Source organism: Mesorhizobium sp. L2C066B000, assembly GCF_000502335.1.
GTDB lineage: Bacteria > Pseudomonadota > Alphaproteobacteria > Rhizobiales > Rhizobiaceae > Mesorhizobium.
This window is the reverse complement of the sequence record NZ_AYWZ01000001.1, coordinates 310,847-326,789: the sequence shown is the minus strand read 5'-3', so window position 1 is coordinate 326,789 and position 15,943 is coordinate 310,847. Positions and strand designations below refer to the sequence as shown.

The window sequence follows — 15,943 nt, the reverse complement described above, 5'->3', positions numbered from 1 at the left end:
AATATATTTCCGGTTAACCGTCCCGTTTAGCCCTTTGGTAGGGACTTGCCCGCATATTGCTCGCAGATGGCGGGTGATCGGGTCTCACGATCATTGGCATGATGCCGCTCCGTCATACCGGAAAAGCCGGTATGTCAAAAACACCCTGTAAAAATCAAGGTACGAGTAGCCATGTCCAGTATCATGACGAACGCCTCGGCGCTGACCGCGCTGCAGAGCCTGAACAACACCAACAAATCCCTCGAGCAGACGCAGGCCCGCATCTCGACCGGCTACCGCGTTGCCACCGCTTCCGACAACGCCGCTTACTGGTCGATCGCGACCTCGATGAAGTCCGACAACAAGGCCAACTCGGCCGTGCAGGACGCCCTCGGCCTCGGCGCCGGCAAGGTTGACACCGCCTACACCGCCATCAACGACGTCAAGGACCAGGTCGACCTGATCAAGACCAAGCTGGTCACTGCCCGTAGCGCCTCGAAGGAAGACCAGCAGAAGATCGCGACCGAAATCAACGCCATCCAGGCGCAGATCAAGTCCTCGGTCGCCAACGCCAACTTCGCCGGCTCGAACCTGCTGCAGAACGACGCTGCCGCTGCGTCCGACCTGAAGATCGTTGCGGCTTACAACCGTACCGGCGCGACCGTCACCATCGACACCATCGACGTCAAGGCAGCCGATACGCAGGTTCTCGATGTCGCCGGCACGGGCGGCATCGTCGGCGGCCTGCTCGCCGCTGCCTTCTTCGACCCGAGCACCACGGCGGTTACCCCCGCCGCCATCGACACCGCGCTCGGCACTGTTGAAACCGCGCTTGCCAAGCTGTCCACCGGCGCTGCCTCGCTCGGCGCCGCCAAGTCGCGCATTGACACCCAGAAGAGCTTCCTGTCGAACCTCTCGGACTCCATCGACAAGGGCGTCGGCGCGCTGGTCGACGCCGACATGAACAAGGAATCCACGCGGCTGCAGGCCCTGCAGGTCCAGCAGCAGCTCGGCATCCAGGCGCTGTCGATCGCCAACGGCAACTCGCAGTCGATCCTGTCGCTCTTCCGCGGCTGATCTCTCGACATTACGACTGACACCATCCGTCGGGCCGCGCCAACAGCGCGGCCCGATTTCTTTTGCGGCTGTTGATTGTCTTGCTGAATGGCTGCCGATTTTTGCTCTTGGCCAGCGCCCTGAATGGCTTGGTTTAACAGGCCGTTAACCATATCCCGGTAGTCATGGTTAACCATTCCATGGCGGGCAGACCATACGGTCGATGGGCTTATGCCTACCCCCTTGATGAAGTTGATCCGGCGTGTTCGGGACACGCCAGTGTTTGAAAAGGGGTAAATATCTTGGCTAGCATCATGACGAACGCTTCGGCTCTGACCGCGCTGCAGAGCCTGAACAACACCAACAAGCAGCTTGAAACCACCCAGTCACGCATTTCGACCGGCTACCGCGTCGCCACCGCCAGCGACAACGCCGCCTACTGGTCGATCGCCACCACGATGAAGTCCGACAACAAGGCGCTTTCGGCCGTTCAGGACGCGCTTGGCCTCGGCGCCGGCAAGGTCGATACCGCCTACACCGCCATCACCGACATCAAGGACCAGGTCGACCTGATCAAGGCCAAGCTGGTCACTGCACGCAGCGCCAGCAAGGACGACCAGCAGAAGATCGCGACCGAAATCAAGGCCATCCAGGACCAGATCAAGTCGTCGGTCACCAACGCCTCCTATGCCGGCTCGAACCTGCTGCAGAACGACGCTGCTGCGACCTCCGACCTGAAGATCGTCGCGTCCTATAACCGCACCGGCACGACCGTCGCCATCGACACCATCGACGTCAAGGCGGCCGACACGCAGGTTCTCGATCTTCCTGGCACTGGCGGCATCGTCGGCGCTCTGCTGGCGACGACCTTCTTCGATCCCAGCACCACCCAGGTCCTCCCGGCGGCCATCGACACCGCACTCGGCGCCGTTGAAACGGCGCTTGCCAAGCTGTCCACGGGTGCCGCCTATCTCGGCGCCGCCAAGTCGCGCATCGACACCCAGAAGAGCTTCCTGTCGAACCTCTCGGACTCCATCGACAAGGGCGTCGGCGCGCTGGTCGACGCCGACATGAACAAGGAATCCACGCGGCTGCAGGCCCTCCNACTCCATCGACAAGGGCGTCGGCGCGCTGGTCGACGCCGACATGAACAAGGAATCCACGCGGCTGCAGGCCCTCCAGGTCCAGCAGCAGCTCGGCATCCAGTCGCTGTCGATCGCCAACGGCAACTCGCAGTCGATCCTGGCGCTGTTCAAGCAGTAAGCCTGACCCGGCTTTCTCTTCCTTGAATAGGCCGCGCCAACAGCGCGGCCCTTTCCTGTATGGGTGTGTTTTGACGCATGTCGTTGACCCGGAACCGCTGCACACTTCCGGGCGACATGCTCTATCATCTTCGCACAAGCTTCGCGGTCTAGTGTTCCCACGGAATATCATGCTGGGAGCGCTTGAATCGTGCCGCAACAGATCCAGAGCATCATCTCGAATCTCAGGGCATTTGGCGTCAGGCGCCTTGCCATGCTGGCCGGCATTGCCGCATTGGTGATGGCCGTCATCGGCATCGGCTCGGTCTATCTCAACCGCCCGGCCTATGAGACTCTCTATGTCGGGCTCGATCGCTCCGACGTGAACCAGATCGGCCTGGTGCTCGGCGAAGCCGGCATCGGCTTCGACGTCGGCTCCGACGGCACCTCCGTGCTGGTGCCGGCCGGCACCACCGCGCAGGCGCGCATGCTGCTCGCCGAAAAGGGCCTGCCGACCAGCGCCAATGCCGGCTACGAACTGTTCGACAATGTCGGTTCTCTTGGCCTGACCTCCTTCATGCAGCAGATCACCCGCGTGCGCGCGCTGGAAGGCGAGATCGCCCGCACCATCCAGTCGATATCCGGCATCAAGGCCGCCCGCGTTCACATCGTCATGTCCGAGCGCGCCAATTTCCGCCGCGACGAACAGCAACCCTCCGCCTCGGTGGTCATCCGCTATTCCGGCATCGACGCCGAAAAGAGCGCCATGTCGATCCGCCATCTCGTCGCCGCCGCCGTGCCGGGCCTGTCGGCCGACAAGGTTACCGTGCTCGATTCCAACGGCAACCTTCTCGCCGCCGGCGACGATCCCTCCAACACAAGTGCTGCCCGCACGCTCGGCGTCGAGCAGACCGTCGAGGCGCAGATCGGCGACAACATCCGCCGCGCGCTGACGCCTTATCTCGGCCCCGACAATTTCCGCGCCAGCGTCAAGGCCGATGTCAACACCGACACCCGCCAGACCGAAGAGACGATCTTCGATCCGGAGTCACGCGTGGAGCGTTCCGTGCAGTCGGTGCGCGCCAACGAAAACAGCAATCAGAGGCAGGCCTCGACCCCGGCCACCGTCGAGCAGAACCTGCCCGAGACCCAGGCGACCAGCACCGATGGTCCGCAGACGTCATCGGAGAATGATCGCAAGGAGGAGATCACCAATTACGAGATCAACTCCAAGAAGATCGCCACAGTCTCGAACGGCTATTCCGTCACCAAGATGTCGATCGCCGTCGTCGTCAATCAGCAGCGGCTGATGACCATCCTCGGCAAGGACGCAACGCCCGAGCAGATCGCCAAGCGCGTTGCCGACATCCAGAAGATGGTGGCTTCGGCCACTGGCTTCGACGACAAGCGCGGCGACATCATCGATGTCTCGGCCGTCGAGTTCATCGACGGGCTCGACGGCGAGGCGGTCGAACAGCCGGGCATAATGGCGTCGATCGGAACCCATGCCGGTACGATGATCAACGCCGGCGCTTTCATCGTCGTGGTGTTCCTGGTCGCCTTCTTCGGCCTGAGGCCGATGGCCACCGCGCTGAGCGCGCGGCCGACGCCGGCACTTGCCGGTCCGAGCTTCGACGACGTCCAGCGTTCACTGCCGACACCCGAAGCCGCCAGCGCCGAACAGGCGCCGGCTGCCTTGCCCGGCAGCCGCCCAGGCCCGACTCCACTCGACGATCTTCGTCAGAAGATCAGGCCGGCGCCGCAGGAGCGGCTTGCCCGCATGGTCGACATCAATGAGGAGCGCACCGCGCAGATCCTGCGCAAATGGGCGGCCCAGGAAGCAGCGGTATAGACCATGGCCTCGGCAGCGCTTTTCGACCTTTTGCCGGATTTCGGCGCACGCAGCCAGCGTGCCGGCCAGCCCTCGCTCGCCGCCATGGCCGAGCCAAGGCCGGAGACGTCGGCGCCGCAGGCCGACATCGGCGCGCTGATCGCCGAAGCGGTCATCGATGCCGAAGCCGCCCTTGAAGCCCGCCTTGCCATCGCCCACCAGGCAGCGCTCGAGGCGCAGAGACAGGCCAACGCCGATGAAGCAAAGGCCTTTCTAGAAAGTTTCGGCGGCGATCTCGGCGCGGTCGTCACTGCCCGCATCGAGATCATGGAGGCCAAGGTCAGCGACCTCGTCGGCGCCACCATTGCGCGCATCATTGGCGGCCTTGTCAGCGACGATCTGCAGAAGCGTTCGCTGGAAACCCTTGCCGGCACGATCCGCGAAGCCGTCGGCGACAGCGAGGCGGTGCGCATCGCCGTGCGCGGACCGCTGTCATTGTTCGAGACGCTGAAGGCTTCGCTCGGCCCACGCGCGGCCAATCTCGATTTCGTCGAGGCGCCCGGCTTCGACCTTACCGTCGCCATTGACGAGGCGGTGTTCGAAACCCGCATTGCCGAATGGTCGGCCGCCTTGTCGGAGGCCCTGTCATGAGCGAGGGCCCTCTTACGAACGAGTGGACGTCATGAGCGTTGTCGAGGCCGCAGACGCCAGGCATGAGATCATCATCGTGCGGCGCAACCACGACGACCACGACGACGCCCACCATGGCGGCGTCTGGAAGATCGCCTTTGCCGATTTCATGACTGCCATGATGTGCTTCTTCCTCGTCATGTGGCTGATCAACGCCGCCAACGAGCAGACCAAGGCAGCCGTCGCCAGCTACTTCAATCCGGTCAAGCTGGTCGATCGCAACGCCAGCCGCAAGGGCCTCGAAGACCTCGGCGATGGCCCGAGCAAGGTCGGGCTGACGGCGGACGACCCGCGGGACAAGACCAGCAAGGCCGGACAGGACGGCGTCGGCGGCGCCGGTACTTCCGACAAGAAGCAATCGAAGGAATCGGCGCCAAAGACGGATCTTTCCGACGAGCATCTGTTTGCCGATCCCTATGCGGTGCTGTCGGAAATCGCCACCGACACCGGCGTCATGCAAAATGTCAGCGAGAAGGGCGATGGCGGCGCGCAGGCGTCCGGCCCGGCTACCGGCGCATCCGGCGGCCAATCCTACCGCGACCCGTTCGCGCCGGATTTCTGGTCGCAGCAGGTGGCTGCACCAGGCGCCGAAGCCACCGCCGAACGCACCAAGATCGAAGGCGATCCCCTGAAGCCGGGTGACAAGGCGGCACAGACGCAAGTGGCGGAGGTGAAGGCCGTGCCGGCCGCGCCGCCAGTGGCCGCGGCGCCGCTCGAGCCGCTGGCGAAATCCGTTTCCGATAAGCCGCTGACCAAGGCTGAAGCCAAAGCAGAGGCCAAGGCTGAAGCAGCGAAGGCCGAAATTGCAAAGGCCGAAGCCGCCGAAGCACAACCCGCACCCAAACCCGAAGCCGCGGAAAAAGCGCCGACGGCCGCCACTGTTAGAGCCGCGGCGCAGGTCAAGCAGGAACTGGCCGAGGCCTTCAAGCCAGGCGACAAATTGCATAATGGCGTCTCCGTCGAAGCCACCGACAAGGGTGTCGTCATTTCGATCACGGACCAGTTCGATTTCGGCATGTTCGAGATCGGATCGGCGGTGCCTAGGCGTGAACTGGTGCTGGCGATGGAAAAGATCGGCCGCATCGTCAACGAGCAGAAAGGCACGATCAGCATCAACGGCCACACCGACGCGCGGCCGTTCCGCAGCGACACTTACGACAATTGGCGGCTGTCCACGGCGCGCGCCCATTCCGCCTATTACATGCTGGTGCGCGGCGGCGTCGACGAGCGCCGCATCACCGAGGTCGCCGGCTTCGCCGATCGCGAGCCGAAAATTGCAGCCGACCCGATGGCGGCCGCGAACCGCCGCATCGAAATCCTGATGGCGACCGACGGATGAGGCGCGCCGCCATCATCGGCCGCGCCGTCGGGCTGCTGCTGCTGAGCGCTGTCCATCCGCCATCGGCCTTCGCCGAGGACGGCTTGCAGCCCTATCAGCTGGTGCGCTCGCTGCAGCTTGTGCAGGACCGCATCGCCGCCGGCGATCACGCCGCGCTGCCGATGCAGGCCAAGCTGCTCGAAATGGCCGACACAAGGCTGCGCGCGGCGGACGCAGATGATTTCAGCGACCCGAAGAATTTTCGCGCCTTGCTGGTCTATGGCATGAGTGGCGGCAACCCCGTCACCGTCGAGGCGGCGGTGTCGCGCGCCAAGACCGACCCGCAAAGCCTGACCATCGCCAAGGGCATTGTCGATTATCTGAACGGCCGGCAGGCGGCTGCGATCGAGGCGCTGAAGCCGATCGATCCGATGACCCTGCCCCCCGATCTCGGTGCCTTTCTGGCGCTGGTCAAGGGCTCGCTTCTCGCCACCGAGCAACCGGTCAGCGCGCTTGCGCTGCTCGACGATGCTCGCCTGCTCAGCCCCGGCACGCTGGTCGAGGAAGCAGCACTGCGCCGCTCGGTCGGCATCGCCGCCGCGCAAGGCGACGGTGCGCGTTTCGCGCTTGCCTCAACCCAATACGTCGAAGACTACCTCTATTCGCCCTATGCCAGCCAGTTCGCCGACGCCTTCGTCTCCGGCGTCATCACGCTGCACATGGCGATCAGCCAGGACAAGCTCGCCGACATCACCGCAATGATGGATCCAGAACGCGAGAAGGTGATCTATCTGCGCATCGCCCGCCGCGCCGCGATCGACGGCTTTGCCGATCTCTCCGCCTTTGCCTCGGCCAGGGCTGAACGGGGCCGCGACGGCATCCACAATCAGGACGATCCGCGCGCCCAGCTCTATTCCAGCCTGTCCACGGTAACGTCCGGCACCATCGGCGAGGTCCGCGCCAAGCTGGACAAGATCGATCGCAACCAGCTTTCGCAAAGCGACCGCGACCTGCTCGATGCCGCGCAGGCCGTGGCGGGTGAAGTCATCGCCCCGCCGGCGCCGCTGCCTGCCGAAAAGCCCGCACCTGCCGCGGCCAGGCAGGAGCCGGTCAAGACCGCGGCCGTGGAAAGACCCGACGAGCCAGAGCTGCCGCCGGTCGAAGGCGCGATGCCGGAACAGCCAGCCGTCACAACATCGAGTGAACCGGCAGCAACCGACCGACCGAAGGCGGCAAGTGAACCGGCCGCGCAGGCACCAAGCACGCCAGAGGCAAAGGCGGCGGAAACGCCTGCAGTCGCCTCGGCCAGCGATGCGGCTCCGGTCGTGCCGGCATCGGTGCCGGCCCCCGCCGCAGTAGAGCCTACCGATCCCACCGACGCCGCCATGGCGAGGACGCGTCGCCAGCTCGATTTGATCGACCAGATGCTTGGAGCAGCCCCGAAATGACCACCAATGTTGGCCAGGCCCTGCCGGCTCCCGCGCACGCCGGATCGAAGCAGTCGGCCTCAAACGCCAAGGGCGGCGACAAAAGCTTCGGCGACATGGTGCGCGGCGACGACGATGCGCCGACACCGATAGGCCAGGGAGCAATTGAGGCCGCATCGCACGAGCCGCATTGGGCCAAACGCAGCCCTGCCGGTCCCGGCAAAAGCGAAATCCCACACACCCAGTCTGGCAAAACGGGGACGAAATCCGCTGCCGGCAAGGCCGCAAAAGAACATGCCGATAGTGGCCCGGACAAACCATCCAAGGACGCTGAGGTGGCCGGACGAGACGCGGATGCAGGATCGCTGCAGGATCATTTGCCACTGGTGCTGGCGTTGCACGATATCAGGCATTTCTCAATGGTCCGGACAAGCGGGAACGGCATCGCGACGAATGGACAGACTGGGCAACCGGCGCCCGCTGGCGAGGCCATTTCTGCACAGACGTCGCCTCTGAAGAGACACCGCGCAGCGTCCGGCATTGACAACAGACTCGACACGACGACGCGATCGGAACGGGCCAAGCCCGGTACCAGCGTTTCCGCACAGGATCAGGGGCAAAAGCTGCCCGCGATCGGGCTCCAGTCCGGCAAACTGCCGCACCAGGATGGTCCGACGCCTCCTCTACCGGCGGACCAGACGGCAAGCGACGTTTCGGCACCCGCGGCAAAACGGTCCGCGCCGTCGGCGAAGTCCGTCGATGGAGCCCATTCCGCGGCATCGTCCACACAGGGAAAACAGCCGCCATTCGCTGCGCGCGTCGACATTGTCGCCGAACAGAGCTTCCCCGCGCCCGCGCATAGTCCGATAAACCAAACGACTTCGGCGCTTATCGACGCGCTGGCTTCGGATAACGGCCTGCGGCAAGCGGTTTCGACGCCGTCGACGACCGCCCAGACGGCCGGTTCTGTTGCCGTTCCGACACATATATTGAAGATCGAGCTTCACCCGGCAGAGCTCGGCATGGTCACCGCCAGTCTCAGGCTTTCCGGAGAACAACTTTCGATAGAATTGAAGCCCGAAACCCATGAGGCTTACCGCCGTCTCGCCACCGACAGCGACGCCATCGTGAAGTCGTTGCGCGGGCTCGGCTTCGATGTCGACAAGGTCACCATCCTGCAACCCTCGATAGCGATCCACGCAGCGGCCCGCAGCGATGCAGCGAACTCGCATCCAATGCCGCAAGGCCGCGACCAGTCCGCTTTTCAGCCCGGAAACTCGAGCGGCAACAATACGGGTTCGGGCGGCCAGCAGTCGGGAAGAAACCGCAATGACGATGCCCAGGAATTCGGCCGCGCTGGCGCGCCTGCTCGCGAGCGCGCTGGCGACGATATGTTTATCTAGCCTCGCCACCAAGCCGGCCACCGCCGCCACCAACCCTTGCGAGCCCGAGATCTTGCGTGCCGCCGACCGCTATGGCGTGCCCGCCGGCATCCTCTATGCGGTCGGGCTGACCGAGACTGGCAAGAAGGGTAGCTTGCAACCTAACGCGTTGAATATAGAGGGAAAAGCGGTATTTCCAAGGAGCCGCACTGAGGCCCTGGCCGCCTTCGAAGCAGCCCGACGTGAGGGCAAGACGCTGATCGACCTCGGCTGCATGCAGATCAACCATCACTATCACGCCGCGCATTTCCGCAGCGTCGACGACATGCTCGACCCGCGCCAGAATGTCGACTATGCCGCGCGCTTCCTGGCCAGCCTGCATGCGCGTCATGTCAGCTGGTCGATGGCCGTCGCCCGCTACCACGCCGGCCCCGACAATGACCCCGCGCAGAAATTCTATGTCTGCCGCGTCATCGCCAATATGGTCGCCACCGGCTTCGGCAAATGGACCCCGAACGCCCGCAACTTTTGCAACCCTTAGGTGAATCATCTCTTGCGAACGGCTGCAAATCCACGCCCGGCGGGTGACGTGCCACGTCACCCGTTCGGCAACCAACCATACAACCTCCTGATTGCGGTTATTTCGAAACTCGAAATAACTCCCAAGAAAATAGCTACAAGAAATGATGGTTGTTCAGGATTCCCGGCACCGGTTACGGCTCTTCCCACGGGGCAGATGATCTGATTCGGAGGCGGGGCCGATGATTGTAATCGTTGACGAGCGTGAGCTCGTAACTGAAGGCTATAATTCACTTTTCGATCGTGAGGGCGTCGCCTGTGCAGGCTTCGCGTCCGGTGAATTCGGCGAGTGGGTGACATCGGCCGCCGACACGGATTTGCGATCGGTCCGAGCCTTCCTCATCGGCGACTGCCGCGAAGGCACCATCTCGCCACGCCAGATCCGCGACCGCACCGGCGCTCCGGTCATTGCGCTGAGCGAACAGCACTCGCTCGAGAATACGCTGCGGCTGTTCGAGAGCGGGGTCGACGACGTCATACGCAAGCCGGTCCATATCCGGGAGATCCTGGCCCGCATCACCGCCATCCGCCGCCGCGCCCATGAGGACGTCAGCTACACCGAGATCGGCGCCATGCGCATCTTCATGGATGGCCGCGATCCCGAGATCGATGGCCAGCCGCTGCCTCTGCCGCGCCGCGAACGCCGCATCCTCGAATATCTGGCGAGCAACCGCGGACGCCGCGTCACCAAGACCCAGGTCTTCAACGCCATCTACGGCATCTTCGACGAAGAGGTCGAGGAGAACGTGGTCGAGAGCCACATCTCCAAATTGCGCAAGAAACTGCGCGAAAAGCTTGGTCAGGACCCGATAGATTCCAAGCGCTTCCTCGGCTACCGGCTGGTGTTCTGATGCCGGTCTGCGCCAGCCTCGCGCAAGACAAAAATTATATCCTCGCGACCACAGACATGGGCCCAACGATGTTGGGCATTGAGGAGACGTTTCGATGAGCCTTTACGGAATGATGCGGACCGGCGTTTCCGGCATGAACGCGCAGGCCAACCGCCTTTCGGCGACAGCCGACAACATCGCCAATTCCGACACCACCGGCTACAAGCGATCCTCGGCCGAGTTTTCGACGCTGATCATGCCGCAGGTCGGCGGCGCCTATAATTCCGGCGGAGTCAACACCACCATCCGCTCGGCCATCAGCGCCCAGGGCGTGCTGCAGTACACGACTTCGGTTTCCGACCTTGCGGTCAACGGCAACGGTTTCTTCGTCGTCCAGGACCCCAGCGGGACGCCCTTCCTCACCCGCGCCGGCGCATTCGTTCCCGACGCTCAGGGCAGACTGGTCAACGCCGCCGGCTACCAGCTGATGGCCTACAGCTACGCCAACGGCACGCCGGCTGCCACCGCCAACGGTTTCGAAGGACTGGTGCCGGTCCAGATCTCCGACCAGGAAATGACGGCGACGCCCAGCACCACAGGCAATTTCAACGCCAATCTGCCGGCTGGCGCCACGCCGCCCGCCGGTCCGCTGCCGTCCACCAACAGCCCGACCGCCGAATACACGTCGAAATCCTCGATGGTCACCTACGACAATCTCGGCAACAAGAAGCTGCTCGACGTCTATTTCACCAACACCGGCACCGGCGCCTGGTCGGTCTCTGTGTTCGACCAGTCCCAGGCGACGCCGGGCACATCCTTCCCCTATACGGGCGGCGCGCTGGCCACGGCCAACCTGACCTTCGACACCACCACCGGCAAGCTAACCGGCGCGGTCGACAGCATAACGATCCCCGTACCGGGCGGTGCGTCGCTCGACCTCGATTTGTCCAAGCTGACTCAGCTCGGCACCGGCTTCACGGTCTCCGAAGCCAAGGTCAACGGCAACGCGCCCAGCACGATCGAAAAGATCCAGATCGGCGAGGACGGAGTCATTTACGCCCAGTATCAGGACGGCTCGACCAAGCCGCTGTTCAAGATCCCACTGGCCGACGTCCAGAGCGCCGACAACCTCACCGCACTGCCTGGCAATGTCTATGCGCAGTCCACCGACTCCGGCACCGTGCGCATCGGCTTCGCCAATGAAGGCAAGCTCGGCAGCATCATCTCCGGCGCGTTGGAAAATTCCAACGTCGATATCGCCGAGGAATTGACCAACATGATCGCGGCGCAGCGCAGCTACACCGCTAACTCGAAAGTGTTCCAGACCGGTTCCGACCTCATGGATGTCCTTGTCAACCTGAAGAGATAAACGACGGGCGCCAGGGGAATGAACCCAAACCAGAGCAGCGCGGTGCGCGGATTTCGAATTCAAGGCCACACCGGCAAACCGGCCGGGGTGGTCTGGAATTGCAGGTTTCCGAACGCCGACGCCGCCGACAGGGCAGAGACGTCATCCCCTCCCCACTGGCCTCGTGAAAGACCCGCATGTCGCTGACTTCCGCATTGACCATAGCCCAACAGTCGCTTCAGACCACATCGAAGCAGACCAGCGTCCTTTCCCGCAATATTGCCGACGCCAGCAACCCCGACTATGCCCGCCGCACGGCGGTCGTCGTCAGCAGCGCGCCCGGCGCCCGCTCGGTCGAGATCCAGCGCGCCACCAACGCCCTGCTGTTTCGCCAGAACCTTAGCGCGCAATCGGCATGGAGCGGCCAGAGCACGCTTTACAGCGGAATTGACCGCCTCGCCGTTGCAGTCAACGGCGTCGACAACGCCTCCTCTGCCTCGACCGCGATCGGCAAGCTGCAGAACGCGCTGCAGCTTTACGCCGCTACGCCATCGAACCAGAACCTCGGCTCCAGCGTCATCGACGCGGCCCAGCAGGTGGTGCGCGCTCTGAACGACGGCACCAACGCGATCCAGGATTTCCGCACCCAGGCCGATGGCGAGATATCAACGGCGGTTAACGATCTCAACTCGCTGCTTAGTCAGTTCCAGGACGCCAACAAGGCGGTCATCTCCGCAACCCGTTCGGATACCGACGCATCCGACGCGCTCGACCAGCGCGACGCTTTGCTGAAGAAGATCGCGGACTATGTGCCGGTGTCGACCTTCACGCGTGGCGACAACGACATGGTCATCACCACCAAGGATGGCACGACACTGTTCGAGACCATTCCGCGCTCGGTAAGTTTCACCCCGTCGGCGGGCTACACGGCCGGCACACCAGGCAACACCATCTACATCGACAATGTGCCGGTCAGCGCCGGGGCTGGCGGCAACACCAGCGCCGACGGCAAGCTCGCCGGGCTCATCACCTTGCGCGACGGCGTCGCGGCGACGATGCAGAGCCAGCTCGACGAAGTGGCGCGCGGCCTCATCACCGCCTTTGCCGAAACAGCACCTTCGCAGCCCGACCGAACCGGCCTGTTCACCTGGTCGGGTGCGCCCGCCATTCCGGCCGCCGGCACGCTGATCGACGGGCTTGCCGGCTCGATCAAGGTCAACGCCGCAATGGACTCGAGCGTCGGCGGCAATCCGGTGCTGCTGCGCGACGGCGGCGCCAATGGTGCGGCCTATATCGCCAACACTGCCGGCAACGCCTCCTATTCGCAGCTCTTGATCGGCTATGGCGACAAGCTCGACAAGCCGATGCCTTTCGACGCTGCGGCCGGCATCACCGTCACGTCCAGCGTGTCCGACTACGCCGCCAATGCCATTGGCTGGTTCGAAGGCCAGCGCCAGCAGGCCTCGAGCAACGCCGACGCCAAGGAAGCGCTGGCATCGCGCACCGCCGAGGCGCTGTCCAACGACACCGGCGTCAATGTCGACCAGGAGATGTCGCTGCTGCTCGACCTCGAACACACCTATCAGGCCTCGGCGCGCATGATGAAAACCGTCGACGACATGCTGTCGGCCCTGCTCGATGCCGTGGGATAAGCCATGAAAGCCACATCCGTCTCCTCAGCCGCCCTCTCCAACGCCGCGCGCTATCAGCAGATGCGCATGCAGGGCGAACTGGTCAAAGCCACCAAGGAATCGACGACCGGCACCGTCGCCGATGTCGGTCTGGCGCTCGGCGCGCGCACCTCGCAGGCGGTCACCTTCTCGCGCGACCTCGACCGGTTGAACGTCATCATCGATTCCAATTCGCTGGTCACCGCGCGGCTGTCCTCGACGCAGGCTGCGCTTGGCCAGCTTTCCGACACTGCGCAGAATTTGCTGACCGCACTGACCGCCGCCGGCAATTCCTCGAGCACCATCACGCAGCAAGCCGGCAAGGCCGCCGTGCAGCAGATGACCTCTATCCTCAATGCCAGCGTCAACGGCGAATATCTGTTTGCCGGCACCAACACCGACGTCAAGCCGATCGACGATTTCACCGCCGCCGGCTCGCCGGCCAAGGCGGCGTTCGACGCTTCCTTCTCGTCGTATTTCGGCTTCACGCAGACCGATCCGCTCGCCGCCAACATCACCGCCGCCCAGATGGACGGCTTCATCACCAGCAATGTCGTGCCGCAGTTCATGGGCGCCGGCTGGCAGGCCAACTGGTCGAACGCCACCGACCAGCAGATCGTCAGCCGCATTTCGCTGGGCGAAACCACCCAGACCTCGGCCAGCGCCAATGAAGACAGCATCCGCAAGCTCGCCATGGCTTCCGCCCTGGTCACCGGCCTGCTCTCCGGCAACATCAGCCAGGCGGCGAAGACCACCGTCGTCGGTCGCGCCCAGGCGATGGTCGGCGAGGCGCTGGGCGGACTCGGCCAGTTGCAGGCCGAGACCGGCCTTGCCGAGAAGCGTGTTTCCGACGCCAGCGACCGCATGAAGACGCAGGTCGACCTGTTCGAGCGCCATATCCTCGATCTGGAAGGCGTCGACCCCGCCGAGGCAGCCACCCGCGTCGCGGATCTGACGCAGCATATCGAGACGTCCTTTGCGCTGACCGCGCGCCTGCAGCAGATGAGCCTGCTGAACTACCTGACCTGACAATCTCAACCGCAACGGTAGAGCCAAACGATGTACCAATTCTCCTACGCCGACATCCAGACCGACTCCGTTGCCGATGCGAAAGATCGCGAGCGGCAGCTTTTGACCCGCTCGATCGAAATGCTGGCGGCGGCGGCGGCGGTCGGCCACACCTCGATGGAAGCGGTCGAGGCGCTGCACTTCACCAACCGGGTCTGGACCACCTTCGTCGAGGATCTCGGTTCCAGCGACAATGTCCTGCCCAAGGAACTGCGCGCCAACCTCATCTCCATCGGCCTGTGGCTGCTGCGCGAGGCCGAGGACATCCGCCAGGGCCGCACCGACAATTTCGAAGGGCTGATCGAAGTGTCCCAGATCATCCGGGACGGCATTCAATGACCAACACGCTGAAGATATCGCTGAAGCCGAACGAGAAGATCTACATCAACGGCGCCGTCATCCGCGTCGACCGCAAGGTCACCGTCGAGCTGATGAACGACGTACAGTTCCTGCTCGAGAACCATGTCATCCAGGCCGACGATGCCTCGACGCCGCTCAAGCAGCTCTATTTCATCCTGCAGGTGATGCTGATGAACCCGGCCGGCGCCATCGAGGCGCGCGCCATGTTCCGCCGCTCGCTGCCCTTGCTTTTGGCAAGCTTCGAGGATGAGCAGATCAGTGGCGCGCTGAAGCAGATCGACCGCATGGTCGGCGAAGACCATATCTATGAAGCGCTGAAGGCTATCCGCGCGCTTTATCCGCTCGAACGCCGCGCACTTGGCGGCAATGACGATGTTCTGGGTGCGAAGCGCCCGCTGGCCGTGGGGGCACAATACTGATGAATGTGGACATGACGACGACGATCCCCACGGGCGCCAACCAGGGCACCCAGCAGACGTCGAAGACAGCGGTCGACTACCAGTCGTTCCTGAAGCTGTTGATCGCCGAGATGAAGAACCAGGATCCGACGAAACCGATGGATTCGACACAGTATGTCGCCCAGCTCGCCACCTTCTCGCAGGTAGAGCAATCGGTGCAGACCAACACCAAGCTCGACCAGATCATGCAGTCCTCGGCGCTGTCGCAGGCCGATGCCTTGATCGGCCGCTCGATCACCTCGGCCGACGGCAAGACGACCGGCGTCGTGGCCTCGGTCAAGCTTGCAAGCAACGGCGTGATCGCCGTGCTGCAGAACGGCACCGAAGTGCCGGTCGGCGCGGGCGTTTCGATAAAGCCGGCCAGCTAGACAGTTCCATAGAGGCGCGCTCACATGAACGAGGCCGACGCACTCGACATCGTCCAGTACGCGGTATGGACGGTGCTTGTTGCTTCCGCGCCGGTGGTGCTGGTCGCCATGGTGGTCGGCATCGGCATTGCCCTGATCCAGGCCCTGACCCAAATCCAGGAAATCACCCTGACCTTCGTGCCCAAGATCGTCGCCATCATGCTGGTCGTGGCGCTGACCGGTCCGTTCATCGGCAGCCAGATCTCGGCCTTCACCAACGTCATCTTCGAGCGCATTGAAAACGGGTTCTAGGCAGCGCTTGCAGGCGGCTGTGTTCCGGCTAGATTGCAGGCCATGAC

General features: G+C 63.6%; 15 protein-coding genes and 1 pseudogene. All 16 read left to right on the top strand.

All coding sequences use genetic code 11. The features are described 5' to 3' along the window. The first annotated feature begins 171 nt into the window (after window positions 1-171). The 16 genes and pseudogenes from X733_RS164170 to fliQ all read left to right on the top strand — a co-directional run bounded on the left by X733_RS164170 (window position 172) and on the right by fliQ (window position 15,896). On the top strand, window positions 172-1,056 hold the full coding sequence (locus X733_RS164170; protein WP_023683303.1) for a flagellin: 885 nt from the start codon (window positions 172-174) through the stop codon (window positions 1,054-1,056). Window positions 1,057-1,337: 281 nt separating this feature from the next. After that, window positions 1,338-2,298 (top strand): annotated as a pseudogene (locus X733_RS01000000165725) (flagellin). Between the two features lie 189 nt (window positions 2,299-2,487). Then, window positions 2,488-4,128 (top strand): flagellar basal-body MS-ring/collar protein FliF, encoded by a 1,641-nt coding sequence (gene fliF / locus X733_RS164175; protein WP_023686350.1) that lies wholly within the window; start codon window positions 2,488-2,490, stop codon window positions 4,126-4,128. A 3-nt stretch (window positions 4,129-4,131) separates the two neighbouring features. Further along, on the top strand, window positions 4,132-4,758 hold the full coding sequence (locus X733_RS164180; protein WP_023686351.1) for a hypothetical protein: 627 nt from the start codon (window positions 4,132-4,134) through the stop codon (window positions 4,756-4,758). 31 nt (window positions 4,759-4,789) lie between these two features. After that, window positions 4,790-6,136 (top strand): MotB family protein, encoded by a 1,347-nt coding sequence (locus X733_RS164185; protein ID WP_023686352.1) that lies wholly within the window; start codon window positions 4,790-4,792, stop codon window positions 6,134-6,136. Beyond that, window positions 6,133-7,563 (top strand): chemotaxis protein, encoded by a 1,431-nt coding sequence (locus X733_RS164190; RefSeq protein ID WP_023725156.1) that lies wholly within the window; start codon window positions 6,133-6,135, stop codon window positions 7,561-7,563. Before X733_RS164185 ends, X733_RS164190 begins: the two co-directional genes overlap by 4 nt. Beyond that, window positions 7,560-8,945: a flagellar hook-length control protein FliK gene (locus X733_RS164195; RefSeq protein WP_023817294.1), complete on the top strand. Its 1,386-nt coding sequence runs from the start codon at window positions 7,560-7,562 to the stop codon at window positions 8,943-8,945. The genes X733_RS164190 and X733_RS164195 overlap by 4 nt, the downstream gene beginning before the upstream one ends. Continuing rightward, complete coding sequence (locus X733_RS164200) at window positions 8,872-9,465, top strand: transglycosylase SLT domain-containing protein (RefSeq protein ID WP_245270165.1); 594 nt, start codon at window positions 8,872-8,874, stop codon at window positions 9,463-9,465. The genes X733_RS164195 and X733_RS164200 overlap by 74 nt, the downstream gene beginning before the upstream one ends. Before the next feature lie 220 nt (window positions 9,466-9,685). Further along, window positions 9,686-10,354 (top strand): response regulator transcription factor, encoded by a 669-nt coding sequence (locus tag X733_RS164205; protein ID WP_023740983.1) that lies wholly within the window; start codon window positions 9,686-9,688, stop codon window positions 10,352-10,354. A gap of 94 nt (window positions 10,355-10,448) precedes the next feature. After that, on the top strand, window positions 10,449-11,702 hold the full coding sequence (locus X733_RS164210; RefSeq protein WP_023671890.1) for a flagellar hook protein FlgE: 1,254 nt from the start codon (window positions 10,449-10,451) through the stop codon (window positions 11,700-11,702). Window positions 11,703-11,878: 176 nt separating this feature from the next. After that, window positions 11,879-13,333, top strand: a complete 1,455-nt coding sequence (gene flgK, locus X733_RS164215; RefSeq protein WP_023817292.1) for a flagellar hook-associated protein FlgK — start codon at window positions 11,879-11,881, stop codon at window positions 13,331-13,333. Window positions 13,334-13,336: 3 nt separating this feature from the next. Next, window positions 13,337-14,380, top strand: coding sequence for a flagellar hook-associated family protein (locus tag X733_RS164220; protein WP_023683291.1), 1,044 nt, complete (start codon window positions 13,337-13,339; stop codon window positions 14,378-14,380). A gap of 30 nt (window positions 14,381-14,410) precedes the next feature. Beyond that, complete coding sequence (gene flaF / locus X733_RS164225; RefSeq protein ID WP_023671893.1) at window positions 14,411-14,758, top strand: flagellar biosynthesis regulator FlaF; 348 nt, start codon at window positions 14,411-14,413, stop codon at window positions 14,756-14,758. Next, the gene (flbT, locus tag X733_RS164230; RefSeq protein WP_023695743.1) at window positions 14,755-15,198 is read left to right on the top strand and encodes a flagellar biosynthesis repressor FlbT; all 444 of its coding nucleotides are present in this window, start codon (window positions 14,755-14,757) and stop codon (window positions 15,196-15,198) included. Before flaF ends, flbT begins: the two co-directional genes overlap by 4 nt. Then, complete coding sequence (gene flgD, locus X733_RS164235) at window positions 15,198-15,605, top strand: flagellar hook assembly protein FlgD (RefSeq protein ID WP_023671895.1); 408 nt, start codon at window positions 15,198-15,200, stop codon at window positions 15,603-15,605. The genes flbT and flgD overlap by 1 nt, the downstream gene beginning before the upstream one ends. Before the next feature lie 24 nt (window positions 15,606-15,629). Then, the gene (gene fliQ / locus X733_RS164240; protein WP_023671896.1) at window positions 15,630-15,896 is read left to right on the top strand and encodes a flagellar biosynthesis protein FliQ; all 267 of its coding nucleotides are present in this window, start codon (window positions 15,630-15,632) and stop codon (window positions 15,894-15,896) included. Window positions 15,897-15,943: the final 47 nt, after the last annotated feature.

Excerpts from the sequence above, each read along its gene's own strand:
- X733_RS164170 (WP_023683303.1), top strand. The coding sequence starts at position 172 with ATGTCCAGTATCATGACGAACGCCTCGGCGCTGACCGCGCTGCAGAGC.
- X733_RS164180 (WP_023686351.1), top strand. The coding sequence starts at position 4,132 with ATGGCCTCGGCAGCGCTTTTCGACCTTTTGCCGGATTTCGGCGCACGC.
- X733_RS164185 (WP_023686352.1), top strand. The coding sequence starts at position 4,790 with ATGAGCGTTGTCGAGGCCGCAGACGCCAGGCATGAGATCATCATCGTG.
- X733_RS164190 (WP_023725156.1), top strand. The coding sequence starts at position 6,133 with ATGAGGCGCGCCGCCATCATCGGCCGCGCCGTCGGGCTGCTGCTGCTG.
- X733_RS164195 (WP_023817294.1), top strand. The coding sequence starts at position 7,560 with ATGACCACCAATGTTGGCCAGGCCCTGCCGGCTCCCGCGCACGCCGGA.
- X733_RS164200 (WP_245270165.1), top strand. The coding sequence starts at position 8,872 with ATGACGATGCCCAGGAATTCGGCCGCGCTGGCGCGCCTGCTCGCGAGC.
- X733_RS164205 (WP_023740983.1), top strand. The coding sequence starts at position 9,686 with ATGATTGTAATCGTTGACGAGCGTGAGCTCGTAACTGAAGGCTATAAT.
- X733_RS164210 (WP_023671890.1), top strand. The coding sequence starts at position 10,449 with ATGAGCCTTTACGGAATGATGCGGACCGGCGTTTCCGGCATGAACGCG.
- flgK (WP_023817292.1), top strand. The coding sequence starts at position 11,879 with ATGTCGCTGACTTCCGCATTGACCATAGCCCAACAGTCGCTTCAGACC.
- X733_RS164220 (WP_023683291.1), top strand. The coding sequence starts at position 13,337 with ATGAAAGCCACATCCGTCTCCTCAGCCGCCCTCTCCAACGCCGCGCGC.
- flaF (WP_023671893.1), top strand. The coding sequence starts at position 14,411 with ATGTACCAATTCTCCTACGCCGACATCCAGACCGACTCCGTTGCCGAT.
- flbT (WP_023695743.1), top strand. The coding sequence starts at position 14,755 with ATGACCAACACGCTGAAGATATCGCTGAAGCCGAACGAGAAGATCTAC.
- flgD (WP_023671895.1), top strand. The coding sequence starts at position 15,198 with ATGAATGTGGACATGACGACGACGATCCCCACGGGCGCCAACCAGGGC.
- fliQ (WP_023671896.1), top strand. The coding sequence starts at position 15,630 with ATGAACGAGGCCGACGCACTCGACATCGTCCAGTACGCGGTATGGACG.